Source organism: Lutibacter aestuarii (assembly GCF_042676885.1).
GTDB lineage: Bacteria > Bacteroidota > Bacteroidia > Flavobacteriales > Flavobacteriaceae > Lutibacter > Lutibacter aestuarii.
In genome coordinates, this window is record NZ_JBHTIC010000006.1 from 252354 (window position 1) to 267481 (window position 15128).

Here is a 15128-nt window from a genome sequence, read left to right on the forward strand (position 1 = left end):
AAAAAAGACTTCCTATAGGAAGTCTTTTTTATGGAGAATTGAATTTCTTTATAAATTTTATTTAAATGCAGGTAAGCCTGTAATGTCCAATCCAGTTATAAGTAAGTGGATGTCATGCGTTCCTTCATAAGTAATAACGCTTTCTAAATTCATCATATGACGCATAATAGAGTATTCTCCAGTAATTCCCATAGCACCTAAAACTTGTCTAGCTTCTCTTGCAATAGTTAAAGCCATTTCCACATTATTTCGTTTGGCCATTGAAATTTGAGCAGAAGTTGCTTTGCCATCATTTCTAAGTGTACCAAGTCGCCAAGTTAATAATTGGGCTTTGGTAATTTCAGTAATCATTTCGGCTAATTTCTTTTGTTGTAATTGGGTGGCAGCAATAGGTTTATCGAATTGAATACGTTCTTTAGCATAACGTAAAGCAGTATCATAGCAGTCCATAGCAGCACCAATTGCTCCCCAAGCAATTCCATAGCGAGCAGAATCTAAACATCCTAAAGGAGCTCCTAAACCATCTTTATTAGGTAAAATATTTTCTTTTGGAATTTTTACATTATCAAAAATCAACTCTCCAGTAGCGGAAGCCCTTAAACTCCATTTATTATGTGTTTCAGGAGTTGTAAACCCTTCCATTCCACGTTCAACAATAAGCCCTTTTATACGGCCTTCTTCGTTTTTAGCCCACACTACAGCAATATCTGCAAAAGGAGCATTTGAAATCCACATTTTAGCACCATTTAATAAATAATGGTCTCCCATATCTTTAATATTGGTAACCATGCCACCAGGATTAGATCCGTGATCGGGCTCAGTTAAACCAAAACATCCTAAATATTCTCCACTAGCTAGTTTTGGTAAATATTTTTGTTTTTGTTCTTCATTTCCATATTTCCAAATAGGATACATTACTAAAGAAGATTGTACAGATGCTGTGGAACGTACCCCACTATCACCTCTTTCAATTTCTTGCATAATTAATCCGTAAGAAATTTGATCTAATCCAGCACCACCATACTCCTCAGGTATATAAGGTCCAAAAGCACCTATTTCAGCCAATCCTGAAATTATTGATGTTGGAAACTTAGCTTGTTGAGCAGCATCTTCAATAATTGGAGAAACCTCTCTTTTTACCCATTCTCTTGCAGCATCTCTAACTAAAATATGTTCTTCAGATAATAATTCATCTAATTGATAATAATCTGGTGCTTGAAATAAATCTTGTGACATTGTTTGTTTTTTTGTTCAATCACAAATTTAGCAATTAAAATCTTTTATTGTTTACATTTGTGATACTTAATTATGTGTGTAAAAACAGAAATTTTTTAAGACATATATCTTGAAAATTTAAACTCTAAATTTATTTGGAGGTTCAACATTCAAAAAAATAGTATGAAATATACTTTAGGAAAAGAAGAAAAATTAAAAAGCAGAAAGTTAATTGAACAACTTTTTGAAGAAGGACAACGAGTAAAGTCTTATCCTATACAAATCAAGTACCTTTCATTAAATCATTCAGGTGAGTTTCCTATTAAAGTTGGGTTTTCAGTTCCAAAAAGGTTAATAAAATTAGCAGTAAATAGAAATAGAATAAAAAGATTAATGCGTGAAGTTTACAGAAAAAACAAGTATCTTTTTTCTGCTAATTTAAAAGAACCATATATTTTTATGTTTATTTATATGGCTAAAGAAGAATTAAAATACGAAGATTTAGAAGCTGCTTTAAAAAAAGTTTGTGCTAAATTTTTAACTAAAATTAAAGAAGATGAACAAGTTTAAAAAATGGGTGATAGGAATTTTTTTAATCCTAACCATAGCAATTTCTGCTGGTTTTCAGTCTGATTTTTTTGAGGTTGCCAAACAAATAGATATTTATACTACCTTATTTAAGGAATTAAATATGTATTATATTGATGAAGTAAATCCTGCAAAACTTACTAATAATGCGGTAAATCATATGCTCGAAAATTTGGATCCATATACCCGTTATTATGATGAACAAGGTGTTGAAGCTGCAAGAATTGCTGCAACAGGTGAATATGGAGGTATTGGAGCGACTTCTAAATTTAAAAACAAAACTCTTACTATTAGAGAAGTATTAAAAAATTCCCCTGCCGAAAAGGCTGGATTAAAACCAGGAGATCAAATTCTTAAAATTGAAAATTTGGAGATTAAAGATTTTGACGAAAAAGGAGCTTCAGAATTATTAAATGGACTTCCAAACACTAAGGTGAAGCTTCAAATAGAACGTCAAAATAAAATTTCAGAAATTGAAGTGACCAGAAAAAAGATAGAAGTAAATCCAGTTCCCTATTATACCATGTTAACTTCTGAAGTTGGTTATATTTCATTTATAACCTTTAACGAAAAGGCTTCAGAAGAAGTAAAAAATGCATTTGAAGATTTAAAAGATCAAGGAATGAAAAAACTAATAATTGATGTTAGAAATAACCCTGGAGGACTGCTTAATGAAGCTGTTGAAATTGCTAATTTTTTCATTCCAAAAGATAAAATTGTAGTTACCACCAAAGCAAAAATAGAAAAGTGGAGTGAAACTTTTAAAACTAGGCAAGAACCTATAGATTTAGAAATTCCAATTTCAATTTTAGTAAATAATCGGTCAGCGTCAGCGTCAGAAATTTTGGCTGGTTCTTTACAAGATTATGATAGAGCGGTTGTAATAGGTGAACGTTCTTTTGGAAAAGGTTTGGTGCAACGTTATAGAGAATTATCGTATGGTACACAAATGAAAATTACCATTTCAAAATATTATACACCAAGTGGTAGGTGTATACAGGAGTTGGATTATACCAATAGAAAAGAAGATGGTACTATTCCGAAATTTTCAGATGCTGGAAGAGAAGCTTATAAAACTGAAAAAGGAAGAATTGTTTATGGAGGAGGTGGAATTTTACCTGATGTAAAAATAGAAAAACCTACAACTACAGAAATCACAGAAATTCTATTTAATTCTGATGCATTTTTTAATTATGCAACTCAATATTTTTATAAACATCCAACCATTTTAAATGCGGCTGAATTTCAGTTGAAAGAATCAGATTATAAAGCTTTTAAAGATTATTTAAGCACACATCACCAAGATTTTGAAACAGCTACTGAAATTCAATTAAAAAAAGCTTTAGAAAAAGCAAAAGAAGAAAATTTGGATGCTAATTTAACCAAAACTTACCAAGCTTTGTTAACTAAAATACAAGAAGAAAAAATAATTGAATTAGATAAAAACAAAGAAGAAATACGCTATAAATTAACTGAAGAATTGGTAAAACGTTATTATTATATAAAAGGCGTTTATCAACAAAAAGTAGTTTTTGATAAAACAATTTTAAAAGCAGTTTCAATTTTAACTAATGATCAGCAATACAATTCAATACTTAATTAATTGAAAATCATTGTTTTTAATATAAATAATAAATAATCAGAGATGTTGTATCTTTGCAATCCAAAAACAATATATGTTACAAGCAGAAATTAAAGGAAGAACTAGAGCACAAGAATCATCAAATGCCATAGAGCGTTTGTACATTACTATGCGTCATTTATTTACCCGTGGTTTTTATAAACCAATGGGTATTTCGGGTGATGCTTTGCGTGAATCTTTATTATTGTTACGCCCAGAAATTTATGGGTCTATTGCAGAAGAAAAAGTAGAATTAAATGGGTTAATTTATGTAATTGAACGCCTTCCAATTGGAATTGAAGAATGTCAATTTATTAATTTAACTGCCGATGAAGGATATTCAAATTCTCATTTTGAACCTATAATTCCTCCTAAAAGACGAAGAAATTGTTTTAGAATAGATAAAGATCAAATGAATATTGAGGTTACTAGAGGAAGATCAGAAATCTATGATATTTTAACACATTTAACATTTTTATTTGTAGAATCGCATAAAATAGCATCAAAAGTACTTATTAATGATGATGGAAATACCATAAGAGAATGGAACAAACTTCAGGAAGTTGTACTACATAATAAAAAATTAACCAAAGATGAGCAAGATATTATGCTGGCTCATTTAGCAAGTATTTTAGGACGAACTTTTGAAGAAGTTCAAAATGTTCATAAAATTTTAGCTCAAAAAAATAATGCTGACAGGTTTTTTCAAATTATATATTGGTTAGGGTGTTTAGCAATAAATGAACGAATACACAATTTAAAAAGAGCCATTTCTTTTAGTCCAGTTTTACGTGAACGAATAGGGCATCATATTTATGGTGAAATTTGGGCAAACAATATTAAAAAAGTATTAAATGACCACAATCTTTTAAAACGCCCAATTCATATTATAAGTGCTAATATGCATAGTGTAATGAATTCAATTTATGCTCCAATAGTTTTGCCAAAGCAAGTTAAAGACAATAATCTTATTTCATTATTTGAGTTATTAAGTGATGGTGAAAATGAAGATTTAAGAAATCAAGTTATTGAGTATGCTTCAAAAAATGGATTAACTTATGTTAAAGATACTTCAGGTACCAATATCAATGTTCAAATAATTGATACTGAAAAAATTGATATTTCAAAAACACAATATGTGTACAAAAATTGTTTAGAACATGAAGAAAAGCCTGTAATTATTGTAATGGATTACGCGTTTGGAGAGCAAGCATATGAAACCATGGATGAACTGCTTAAACCATACGAGTGTAAAAAAGGAAAAAAGCAGCATTTAAATGTTGAGTCGGTTTCAATTATGGGGAAAGCGGGTATTTTAGAAGGTGGAAAAGGTGATATAATGATTCCTTCATCACATATTTTTGAAGGAACAGCAGATAATTATCCATTTAAAAATCAATTAAAAAAGAAGCAGTTTGAGGGTTGTGGAGTTGATGTGTATACAGGAGCTATGGTTACGGTTTTAGGAACTTCTCTTCAAAACAAAGATATTTTAAAATTCTTTTTCGAATCTACTTGGAAAGTAACAGGCCTTGAAATGGAAGGAGCACATTATCAAAAAGCAATACAGGCCGCTTCAAAAATTAGAGGAAATATCTCCAGTAAAGTTAAAGTACGTTATGCGTACTATGCTTCAGATAATCCTTTAGAAACAGGTAGTACACTAGCTTCAGGAGGTTTAGGCACTACAGGGGTTTTACCAACTTACGTAATTACTCAAAAAATATTAGAACAAATTTTTTAACAAAATAAAAAACAAAATCAACTTTTTAAAAATTTAAGAATAAGGAACTTTATTTATGAATGTATTAATTTTAGGATCAGGAGGAAGAGAACACGCATTGGCTTGGAAAATTGCACAGAGCAATATATTAAGTAATTTATTTATAGCTCCTGGTAATGCTGGAACACAACAGGTAGGTACAAACATAGCTATAAGCCCTACAGATTTTGAAGCTGTTAAAAAGGAAGTTTTAGAAAACGCTATTCAATTGGTTGTGGTTGGTCCTGAAGACCCTTTAGTAAAAGGAATTCATGATTTCTTTTTAAATGATAATCAACTTAAAGATGTAGCAATAATTGGGCCTCAAAAATACGCCGCCCAATTAGAGGGAAGTAAAGAGTTTGCAAAAGAATTCATGTTCCGTCATAACATTCCAACAGCAGCATATAAAAGTTTTACACAACAAAATTTAGAAGAAGGGTATCAGTTTTTAGAAACATTAAATGCTCCGTATGTGTTAAAAGCTGATGGATTAGCAGCTGGAAAAGGAGTGCTAATTTTAAATGATTTAGAAGAAGCCAAAAATGAATTGAAAGAAATGCTAACCCATCAAAAATTTGGTGCAGCAAGCAATAAAGTTGTTATTGAAGAATTTTTGGACGGAATTGAACTAAGCTGTTTCGTATTAACAGATGGAAAAAGTTATGTGAACTTGCCAAACGCCAAGGATTACAAACGTATTGGTGAAGGGGATGTTGGTTTAAATACAGGTGGAATGGGTGCAGTTTCTCCAGTGCCATTTGCCAACGAAGAGTTTATGGGTAAAATTGAAAACAAAGTTATAAAACCAACAATTGAAGGTTTACAAAAGGATAAGATACCTTATAAAGGATTTATTTTCTTTGGAATTATAAAAGTTGGAAATGAGCCAAAAGTAATTGAGTACAATTGTAGAATGGGTGATCCAGAAACCGAGGTGGTAATTCCACGGGTTAAAAGTGATTTTTTAGAGCTGTTAATTGCTGCTGGGAATAATGAGTTACATACCAAAAAAATTGAATTTAAGGAAGAAAGTGCTTGTACGGTAATGTTAGTTTCTGGTGGATATCCTGAGACTTATGAAAAAGAGAAACAAATTTTTGGTTTAGAAACCATAGAAAACTCTATTGCCTTTCATGCAGGAACTACAACTAAAAATGAAGCGGTAATTACCAACGGAGGTAGAGTAATTGCTATTACTTCTTATGGAAATGATTTTAAAGAAGCGTTAAAAAAATCATATCAAAATATTGATAAAATATGTTTTGATAAAATGAATTTTAGAAAAGATATTGGGTTTGACTTGTAAAAAAAAATTCTTGTCGCTCCACTAAATTGGGGACTTGGCCACGCTACGCGTTGTATTCCTATTATAAAAGCCCTACAAGAAGCCAATTTTGAACCTATTATTGCAAGTGATGGAAATTCATTGATGCTACTTCAAAATGAATTTCCTTTACTTAAAAGTTACAATTTACCATCGTACAATATCAGCTATCCTAAAAATGGAAACTATTTAATAGGTAGCTTATTTTTACAAGTTCCAGCTATTATTTTAACAATATTCAAAGAAAAAAAGGCGCTTGCTAAAATTATAGAAAAAGAGCAGATTGATGGACTTATTTCTGACAATAGATTTGGGATTTATCATGCTAAAATTCCATCGGTTTATATTACACATCAATTAAGAGTTCTTTCAGGGTTTATTACTTTTTTTACTACAAAAATTCATCAAAAAATATATGAAAAATTTAACGAAATTTGGGTGCCTGATATTTATGGAAAATCAAATTTTTCAGGAGAATTAAGTAGCACAAAACTTCCAAAGGAACAATTAAAATTTATAGGTGTTTTAAGTAGATTTAAACTTCAAAAATTACCTTTAAAATATAATATATTAGTAGTGCTTTCAGGGATAGAACCTCAAAGAACCTTGTTAGAAAATAAGCTGTTGAATGAACTGAAACATTTTAATGGAAAAGTATTATTTATTAGAGGTGTTTTTTCTGAAAAAAAAATCACTGCTTCATCCAATATTGTGGTTAAAAATCATTTATTATCTCACGAGTTAGAAAAAGCAATTAATGAAAGTGATTTAGTTATAGCTCGTTCAGGTTATTCAACTATTATGGATATGGCAGTTTTAGGTAAAAAAACTTTTTTTATACCAACTACTGGACAAAAGGAACAAGAATATTTAGCTGAATTAATGGATTTTAAGAAAATTTCACCTTACTCTAAACAGGAAGACTTTAATTTAAATGAATTAAAAAAAGTAAAAAAGCATCATGGTTTTCAGCCTTTAAAAACTACAATTCATTTAGAATTGTTCCAACTTTTCAGCAGTAAATGAAAACTCTGAACCTCTAAAAGCTTTACTTTTTACGAAAATTTGTTCGTTATGTGCTTCAATTATGTGTTTAACAATAGAAAGTCCTAATCCAGAACCCCCTTGTTCTCTAGATCTACTCTGATCAACTCTATAAAAGCGTTCAAATATTCTTGATAAATGATCTTCTTTAATACCTTCGCCATTATCTTTTACTTTTACAAGTATTTTTTTGCCTTTGTGGGGTTCCATACTTATAATAGTAGTTCCATTAATTTTTCCGTATTTAATTGAGTTTACAATCAAATTTGTAAGTACCTGTTCGTAGCGTTCCACATCACCAATAACCATCATTGGAAACTCGTAGTGTTTATCAAGCAATAATGAGATATTTCTTTTTTTAGCTTTCATTTCTAAAAGCTCAAAAACATCTTTTACAAGTTTCACCATATCAAATGGCTGTTTGTTTAAATTTAAATCGGCAGATTCTAGCTTTGAAATTAGATCTAGGTCTTTAACAATAGAGATCAGTCTATCTACGCCTTTATTTGCTCTATTTAGATATTTTAGACTAATTTTTTCATCTTTAAAAGCACCATCAACTAAGGTTAGTAAATATCCTTGAACGGTAAATAAAGGTGTTTTTAATTCGTGTGAAATATTCCCTAAAAACTCTCTTCGATACCCTTCTCTTAAATTTAAATTTCTGATTTGTTGCTGTTTGGATTCTGCAAATTTTTGAACTTCACGAGATAAAGTATCTATATCTGAAGTTATAGATGTTTTATTTAAATCGGATTTATCTAAAATTGAAACGCTATCGTATATTTTTTTTATACGTTGATAAATAAATTTTTCTAAACGGTATTGGATGATTAAAAAAGTAAATAGAAATACAATACTTATGTAAAGTAATAAATATGTAAAACTAAGCCAAATATCTAATAAAAAATAAGCTGATAAAAAAAGAGCAAAAGCGGTTAAAAGGGTAATGTAAAAAGATGACCAAAAGGCAAAAGAATATGTTTTTTTAATCTTCATCTATTACAAATTTATAGCCTACTCCTTTAACGGTTTTAAAATTTTTATCTCCTATTTTTTCTCTTAATTTTCTTATATGAACATCAATAGTACGCCCCCCTACAACAACTTCATTTCCCCAAACTTTATCTAAAATATCATCTCTTTTAAAAACTTTTCCTGGTTTTGAAGTTAATAACGAAAATAACTCAAATTCTTTTCTTGGCAAGGATAATTTTTCACCATCTTTAATAATTACATACTCGTCTCTATCTATAATAATATCTCCAATGGTAACTTGTTCATTAGATTCAACTTCTACTACATTATTAATTCTACGTAATAAAGCTTTAATTTTACTAACCAATAATTTTGGTTTTATGGGCTTTGTTATATAATCGTCTGCACCAACATTAAACCCAGCAACTTGAGAGTAATCTTCTCCTCTTGCGGTAAAAAATGTGACTAAAACATTTTCTAAACCCTCTGTTGCTCTAATTTTTTCACAAGCTTCAATACCATCCATTTCAGGCATCATGATATCTAAAATTATTAAATGAGGAACTTCCTTTTTTGCTATTTTAATAGCTTCAATTCCATTTTTAGCAGTAAAAATTTTATATCCTTCATTTTTTAAATTGTACCCAACAATTTCTAAAATATCGGGTTCATCATCAACTAACAAAATTTTAATATCAGCGTTTTTCATTATAATCAATTACTAATTAATGTTCAAAAATACATATAAATTGCGAGTACAAAATAAATGAAGAGATTTAAATAAAATTATAACATTAAGCTAACATTAAAATTACATAATATTAATTTTACGAACAAAAGTTGTTAATTTTAGATGTTATTTTAGTATTTTTAGTAAAAAATGTGAAGCTATGAACTTAAAATTAAATTTTGAAAACATTTTGTTTTTAGATATTGAAACAGTTCCTGAAGTAGAAAATTATTCCGATTTATCTGAGGAAAAACAAGAACTATTCGATTTAAAAACACAATACCAACGCAAAGACGAAATAACCCCATCTGAATTTTATGAAAGAGCTGGAATTTGGGCTGAATTTGGTAAAATTGTATGTATTTCAGTTGGCTTTTTTTCTAATTTCAACAGTACCAGTAGAGCTTTTAGGGTTACCTCTTTTTTTGGAGATGAGGTAAAGATTTTAAATGATTTTAAGAACCTGCTAGAAAATCATTTTAATAAGCCTCAACACTTGCTATGTGGACATAATGGTAAAGAGTTTGATTTTCCATACATAGCAAGAAGAATGATTATTCATCAAATAGCGTTGCCAGAAAAATTAAATTTATTTGGGAAAAAGCCTTGGGAAATTCCTCATTTAGACACTATGGAGTTATGGAAATTTGGAGATTATAAACATTATACTTCTTTAAAATTATTGACTTCAATTTTAAAGATTCCTTCTCCTAAAGATGATATTAGTGGAAGTGAAGTTGGAGAAGTGTATTACAAAGAAGGGAATATTGACAGGATAGTTAGATATTGTGAGAAAGATGCGGTAGCAGTAGCACAATTATTGCTTCGTTTTAATAATGAGCCACTTATGGAAGAAATGGATATAATATATGTTTAATCTTCAAGTAGGCTTGTGAGTTCAAACCATCGATCTTCCTTTTCTTCAATTTTTTTAGCTATTTCTTGAAGTTTAATCGATAATTCATTTATTTCTTCACCTGATAAAGAAGTGTCTAAAAATTGAGTTTCAATATTCTTTTTTTCGATGTTTAAAGCTTCAATTTCACCTTCAATAGCGTCGTATTCTTTTTTTTCTTTATAGGATAATTTAGCTTTGGTAGTGTTTTTTTCTCGAGTATCTGTATTTTTTACAACGGATGTTGTTTCTGCAGGTTTAGAGTCTTCATAAACTCTAAAATCGGAATAGTTACCAGGGAAATCTTCAACAATACCTTCTCCTCTAAACACAAATAAATGGTCTACAATTTTATCCATAAAATAGCGATCATGAGAAACAACCAACAAACACCCAGGAAAATCTAATAAAAAGTTTTCCAATACATTTAAAGTTATGATATCTAAATCATTAGTAGGTTCATCTAAAATTAGAAAGTTTGGATTTTGAATTAATACCGTGCATAAATACAAGCGTTTACGTTCACCACCACTTAATTTTTCAATAAAATCATATTGTCGTTTTCTACTAAATAAAAAGCGTTCTAATAATTGCGCAGCTGAAATTTTACGACCTTTAGTTAACGGGATATACTCGCCGTATTCTTTAATAATTTCTATTACTTTTTGGTTGGGTTTAGGATTGATTCCATTTTGTGTATAAAAGCCAAATTTAATAGTTTCTCCAACAACTACTTTGCCAGAATCAACAGGGATTTTTTGAGTAATCATATTTAAAAAGGACGATTTTCCAGTACCATTTTTACCAATAATACCTATGCGTTCTCCTCTTTTAAAAACATAATCAAATTTGTCTAATATTTTTAAATTATCAAACGATTTTGAAATGTTGTGTAATTCTAGAATTTTAGACCCCATACGTTCCATATTAATTTCTAGTTGAACCGTATGGTCGTTTCTTCGTTTATGGGCTTCTTCTTTTATTTTATAAAAATCATCAATTCTACTTTTGGATTTAGTAGTTCGTGCTTTGGGCTGTCTGCGCATCCATTCCAATTCTTTGTTGAAAAGGTTTTTGGCTTTTTCTATACTGGCTTGTTCTTGTTCAACACGTTCTTCTTTTTTTTCTAAATAGTAAGAATAATTTCCTTTATAGGTATAAAAATTACCATTATCTAACTCTACAATTTCATTGCAAACACGTTCTAAAAAAAAGCGATCGTGTGTAACCATAAATAAAGTGATTTTTTCTTTTTCAAAATAACTTTCTAACCACTCAATCATTTCTAGGTCTAAATGATTGGTTGGCTCATCTAAAATCAATAAATCAGGTTTATGAATTAAAATTACAGCTAAAGAGAGTCTTTTACGCTGTCCACCAGACAGTGAACCAACTTTTTGAGTTAAGTCGTCTAATTTTAATTTAAATAATATTTGCTTGTATTGCGTTTCAAAATCCCAAGCATTCAATGTTTCCATTTTTTCAAAAGCAAGTTGATAGGCTTTTTCGTCAGAAGGATTTTTTAAAGCATTTTCATATTCTTCAATAACTTTTAAAGTTTCATTATCTGAATCAAAAATGGTTTGTTCAATTGTAAGATGGTCATTTAAACAATCTTCTTGAGATAAATATTCAATATTTAACCCTTTGCGAGAGATAACTTGTCCAGTATCAGGATTGTCGATACCCGCAATAATATTTAACATCGAAGTTTTACCAGTACCATTTTTAGCAATAAAAGCTATTTTTTGATCTTTATTAATTCCAAAAGAAATGTTGCTAAACAGCTCAACCTCTCCAAATGCTTTTGATATATTTTCAACTGATAAGTAATTCATTCTTTCAAAATTTTCACAAAACTACATAAAATTAAAGTGAAAACTTTAAATAACATCATTATGAGTATTTAACTTTAAAATTTAATATAAACCTTTTAATTTTTGCAATAGTCAATTATATTTAGCTCTAATAAATTGTATATTGCAAACCTGTATGAAAGGAAATAGGTTACATAGCATTTTTATAGTTGGAATGGTGTTTTTTTCAATACTAGTTTCAGCTCAAAAAGCAACGATAAATGAAGATGAACAGTTAATGTTTCAAACTCATTTTTTTGAAGCTTTAAAACAAAAAGCTATTAATAATTATAGCAAAGCCATTGAAAATTTAGAAAGATGTTATGAAATAGATTCTACTAATGTGGCTGTTTTTTTTGAATTTTCTAAAAATTATTTGGCGCTAAAAAAATACTTTGAAGCAGAAATTTTTATCAATAAAGCTTTAGCAAAAGAGCCCAATAACAATTACTTATTAAGTCAAAAAGTAGCCATTTTAAGAGCTCAAAGAAATTTTATTGATGCAATAGAAATTCAAAAGAAATTAATGGATGCCAACCCAAAATACTCTGATGGATTGGTGGTGCTTTACCTTCAAAATTCTGATTTGGAAGCCGCTAAAAAATTAATTTCTGAAATTAAAGAAAGAGGTTTAACAACGTTAAAAACCAAAGCATATCAAAAATATTTGGACACCAGAGCTAAAGTAATTATTCATAAGAAGTTAACTGAGGTGGATGATTATAAAACTACTGATATAGACTCCTTAAAAAAAATTTATGTTGAAAAAAAAGAGTTTAAAATTTTAAAAGAAATTTTATTAAAAGAAGTAACTGAAGAGAAATTTAAACAGGTGTATTTAGATAGTAAAGCAGCACTAGATTTATTCCCAGCTCAACCTTATTTGTATAAAATAAATGGACTGGCATTAAATAAGTTGGGAAAATATAATGAAGCTGTTGACGTTTTAACTATTGGCATTGATTTTGTAATAGATGATATAAAAATGGAAGCCGAGTTTTATATGCAGTTGATTATAAGTTATGAAGGGTTGAATAAAGAAAAAGAACTTTTGAAATATAAACAAAAGCTTCAAGAATTAAGACAAAGAAATTAAATGAAAAACATTTCAAAAATAGTAGTATTAATTTTATTGATAATTACTTCATGTAAAACCAATAAAAACATTGCAGATAAAAGTACTGTTCGAGATATTTCAACAAAAAAAATAATTAACAACCACTACCATCAAAATTTTAATAAAAAAACAGTCAATGCTAAAATAAGTGCTCGTTACAAAGACCGTAAAACATCAGCTTCCGTTACGATTAAATTACGAATAGAAAAAGATAAAACAATTTGGATGAGTGCCACCAAACTTGGAATTCCTTTAGCGAAAGTAAAAATAACACCTACTAGGGTTAGTTATTACGAAAAGTTACAACGCACATATTTTGATGGCGATTTTTCTCTATTAAGTAAGTGGTTGGGGACAGAATTAGATTATGAAAAAGTCCAAAATATTTTACTAGGGCAAGCAGTTTTAGATTTAAAAAAAGGAAAATATAACTCAAAAATAGCGAATAACTTATATCAATTAAGTCCTAAAAAAGACAATGATTTGTTTGGGATTTTATTTTTTATGAATCCAGATAATTTTAAGTTAAATAAACAAGAAATTAGAAATACTGAAAAACAACAATTATTAATTGTATCTTATCCGCATTATAAAGAAATTAAAGGAGAACAGTTCCCTGAAAATATTCGTATTAGGGCTACTGATAATAAAAGTATAACTACAATTAATATTGAATATAGATCAGTTGAATTTAATCAAAAATTAACGTTTCCTTTTTCAATTCCTAATGGTTACAAAGAAATTAGTTTAGAATAATGCAGTTTAAATTAAATTACCTTTTTCTTGCAGTAGCACTTTTGTTAAGTGTAAATATATCGGCTCAAAAAACCAAGCGTCAAAAATTAGAAGCGCGTCGTGTTCAATTACAAAAGGATCAAATATACATTAATGCATTACTTTCAAATACCAAAAGAAAAGAAAAAAACCTATTGGTTGAGTTGAAAGATTTAGATGGCAAAATTAACACACGCCAAGAGTTAATTTCAATTATCACTAAAGAATCAAATGAATTAGGTAACGAAATTTATTTAAATCAGCTTGAAATTAATAAAAATAAGCGCAATCTTGAAGCTTTAAAAAAAGATTATGGAGACATGATTTTTAAATCTTATAAAAGTAAATCTCAAAATAGTAGAATCATGTTTTTACTATCATCCGACAACTTTTTTCAAGCATATAAAAGATTTCAATATATGAAGCAATATACTTCATTTAGAAAAAGACAAGGGGAAGAGATTATTGAAAAAACTAAAGAATTAGAAATATTAACGGATTCTTTAGAAGTAAAGAAAAAACAAAAGCAAGTGTTGCTTGAAGAAAAAAAGAAAGAACAATTTGTTATAGAAAAAGAAAAAAAAGAGCAAGAAAATTTGTTAACTCAAATTAAGAAAAAAGAAAACAAGTATAAAAGACAAATAAAACAATTTCAAAGAGAGGAGAGTAGAATTGATGCACAAATTGAAAAGTTAATTAGAGATGCAATTGTGGCATCTAATAAAGCTTCTGGATCAACAAAAACTACAACTTCAAGTTCTTCTGCTACTTTTGCTTTAACGCCAGAGGCTAAAGAATTAGCTTCTAAATTTGAGTTAAACAAAGGAAAACTAGATTGGCCAGTTGAAAAAGGGTATGTTTCTATGTACTACGGAAATCAGCCTCATCCAATTGTTAAAACAGCAACTATTAAAAGTAATGGAGTTAGAATTACTACAAGTTCAGGAAGTAAAGCTAGAGCGGTTTTTAACGGAACAGTTTTAGCGGTACAAGTAATGAGTGGGAATAAAAAAATGGTATATATTCAACACGGAAATTATATTTCCATTTATAAAAATTTAGCAACCGTATTTGTAAATAAGGGTGATAAAGTAACTACAAAACAAGAAATTGGGACTATTTTTACAGATAAGGTTACGGGTAAAACTATACTTGGGTTTGTACTGTCAAAAAACACTACCACAGAAAACCCAGCTTCTTGGATTTATAGAATGTAGTTGT

General features: G+C 29.1%; 13 protein-coding genes. 9 read left to right on the forward strand and 4 right to left on the reverse strand.

The window, feature by feature from the left end; genetic code table 11:
* Nucleotides 1-57: 57 nt before the first annotated feature.
* Entirely contained in the window at nt 58-1236 is a 1179-nt protein-coding gene (locus tag ACFQZW_RS05850) for an acyl-CoA dehydrogenase family protein (RefSeq protein ID WP_298262736.1), read from the reverse strand.
* A gap of 162 nt (nt 1237-1398) precedes the next feature.
* Here ACFQZW_RS05850 and rnpA point away from each other — a divergent pair, with 162 nt between their 5' ends.
* From rnpA to ACFQZW_RS05875, 5 genes are all read left to right on the forward strand, one after another.
* Entirely contained in the window at nt 1399-1785 is a 387-nt protein-coding gene (gene rnpA / locus ACFQZW_RS05855) for a ribonuclease P protein component (RefSeq protein WP_298262735.1), read from the forward strand.
* Nucleotides 1772-3406 (forward strand): S41 family peptidase, encoded by a 1635-nt coding sequence (locus ACFQZW_RS05860; RefSeq protein ID WP_386781739.1) that lies wholly within the window; start codon nt 1772-1774, stop codon nt 3404-3406. Before rnpA ends, ACFQZW_RS05860 begins: the two co-directional genes overlap by 14 nt.
* 73 nt (nt 3407-3479) lie before the next feature.
* Entirely contained in the window at nt 3480-5168 is a 1689-nt protein-coding gene (locus ACFQZW_RS05865) for a DUF6909 family protein (RefSeq protein ID WP_298262733.1), read from the forward strand.
* A gap of 55 nt (nt 5169-5223) precedes the next feature.
* Nucleotides 5224-6495: a phosphoribosylamine--glycine ligase gene (gene purD, locus ACFQZW_RS05870; RefSeq protein ID WP_298262732.1), complete on the forward strand. Its 1272-nt coding sequence runs from the start codon at nt 5224-5226 to the stop codon at nt 6493-6495.
* Between the two features lie 123 nt (nt 6496-6618).
* Nucleotides 6619-7539 (forward strand): glycosyltransferase, encoded by a 921-nt coding sequence (locus ACFQZW_RS05875; RefSeq protein WP_386781742.1) that lies wholly within the window; start codon nt 6619-6621, stop codon nt 7537-7539.
* Here ACFQZW_RS05875 and ACFQZW_RS05880 read toward each other — a convergent pair.
* On the reverse strand, nt 7507-8556 hold the full coding sequence (locus tag ACFQZW_RS05880; RefSeq protein ID WP_298262730.1) for a sensor histidine kinase: 1050 nt from the start codon (nt 8554-8556) through the stop codon (nt 7507-7509). The two genes, ACFQZW_RS05875 and ACFQZW_RS05880, sit on opposite strands and share 33 nt — an antisense overlap.
* On the reverse strand, nt 8546-9244 hold the full coding sequence (locus ACFQZW_RS05885) for a response regulator transcription factor (RefSeq protein ID WP_298262729.1): 699 nt from the start codon (nt 9242-9244) through the stop codon (nt 8546-8548). Before ACFQZW_RS05885 ends, ACFQZW_RS05880 begins: the two co-directional genes overlap by 11 nt.
* Nucleotides 9245-9425: 181 nt before the next feature.
* On the opposite strand from ACFQZW_RS05885, the gene ACFQZW_RS05890 reads away from it, so the two are divergent.
* Nucleotides 9426-10142: a 3'-5' exonuclease gene (locus ACFQZW_RS05890; protein WP_298285113.1), complete on the forward strand. Its 717-nt coding sequence runs from the start codon at nt 9426-9428 to the stop codon at nt 10140-10142.
* Here ACFQZW_RS05890 and ACFQZW_RS05895 read toward each other — a convergent pair.
* On the reverse strand, nt 10139-11998 hold the full coding sequence (locus ACFQZW_RS05895) for an ABC-F family ATP-binding cassette domain-containing protein (RefSeq protein WP_386781746.1): 1860 nt from the start codon (nt 11996-11998) through the stop codon (nt 10139-10141). The genes ACFQZW_RS05890 and ACFQZW_RS05895 overlap by 4 nt on opposite strands.
* 154 nt (nt 11999-12152) lie before the next feature.
* Between ACFQZW_RS05895 and ACFQZW_RS05900 the strand changes: the two genes are divergently transcribed.
* The 3 genes from ACFQZW_RS05900 to ACFQZW_RS05910 are packed head-to-tail and all read left to right on the forward strand — an operon-like array spanning nt 12153 to nt 15124.
* Nucleotides 12153-13112 carry a tetratricopeptide repeat protein gene (locus ACFQZW_RS05900; protein WP_386781748.1) on the forward strand — a complete coding sequence of 320 codons (960 nt, stop codon included), beginning with the start codon at nt 12153-12155 and terminating at the stop codon, nt 13110-13112.
* Nucleotides 13113-13889: a DUF4292 domain-containing protein gene (locus ACFQZW_RS05905; RefSeq protein ID WP_372800385.1), complete on the forward strand. Its 777-nt coding sequence runs from the start codon at nt 13113-13115 to the stop codon at nt 13887-13889.
* Nucleotides 13889-15124 (forward strand): murein hydrolase activator EnvC family protein, encoded by a 1236-nt coding sequence (locus tag ACFQZW_RS05910; RefSeq protein WP_298285105.1) that lies wholly within the window; start codon nt 13889-13891, stop codon nt 15122-15124. Before ACFQZW_RS05905 ends, ACFQZW_RS05910 begins: the two co-directional genes overlap by 1 nt.
* Nucleotides 15125-15128: the final 4 nt, after the last annotated feature.

What these genes read in the sequence shown, in the direction of transcription:
- ACFQZW_RS05850 (WP_298262736.1), bottom strand. Translation starts at nt 1,236, where the DNA reads ATGTCACAAGATTTATTTCAAGCACCAGATTATTATCAATTAGATGAA.
- rnpA (WP_298262735.1), top strand. Translation starts at nt 1,399, where the DNA reads ATGAAATATACTTTAGGAAAAGAAGAAAAATTAAAAAGCAGAAAGTTA.
- ACFQZW_RS05860 (WP_386781739.1), top strand. Translation starts at nt 1,772, where the DNA reads ATGAACAAGTTTAAAAAATGGGTGATAGGAATTTTTTTAATCCTAACC.
- ACFQZW_RS05865 (WP_298262733.1), top strand. Translation starts at nt 3,480, where the DNA reads ATGTTACAAGCAGAAATTAAAGGAAGAACTAGAGCACAAGAATCATCA.
- purD (WP_298262732.1), top strand. Translation starts at nt 5,224, where the DNA reads ATGAATGTATTAATTTTAGGATCAGGAGGAAGAGAACACGCATTGGCT.
- ACFQZW_RS05875 (WP_386781742.1), top strand. Translation starts at nt 6,619, where the DNA reads ATGCTACTTCAAAATGAATTTCCTTTACTTAAAAGTTACAATTTACCA.
- ACFQZW_RS05880 (WP_298262730.1), bottom strand. Translation starts at nt 8,556, where the DNA reads ATGAAGATTAAAAAAACATATTCTTTTGCCTTTTGGTCATCTTTTTAC.
- ACFQZW_RS05885 (WP_298262729.1), bottom strand. Translation starts at nt 9,244, where the DNA reads ATGAAAAACGCTGATATTAAAATTTTGTTAGTTGATGATGAACCCGAT.
- ACFQZW_RS05890 (WP_298285113.1), top strand. Translation starts at nt 9,426, where the DNA reads ATGAACTTAAAATTAAATTTTGAAAACATTTTGTTTTTAGATATTGAA.
- ACFQZW_RS05895 (WP_386781746.1), bottom strand. Translation starts at nt 11,998, where the DNA reads ATGAATTACTTATCAGTTGAAAATATATCAAAAGCATTTGGAGAGGTT.
- ACFQZW_RS05900 (WP_386781748.1), top strand. Translation starts at nt 12,153, where the DNA reads ATGAAAGGAAATAGGTTACATAGCATTTTTATAGTTGGAATGGTGTTT.
- ACFQZW_RS05905 (WP_372800385.1), top strand. Translation starts at nt 13,113, where the DNA reads ATGAAAAACATTTCAAAAATAGTAGTATTAATTTTATTGATAATTACT.
- ACFQZW_RS05910 (WP_298285105.1), top strand. Translation starts at nt 13,889, where the DNA reads ATGCAGTTTAAATTAAATTACCTTTTTCTTGCAGTAGCACTTTTGTTA.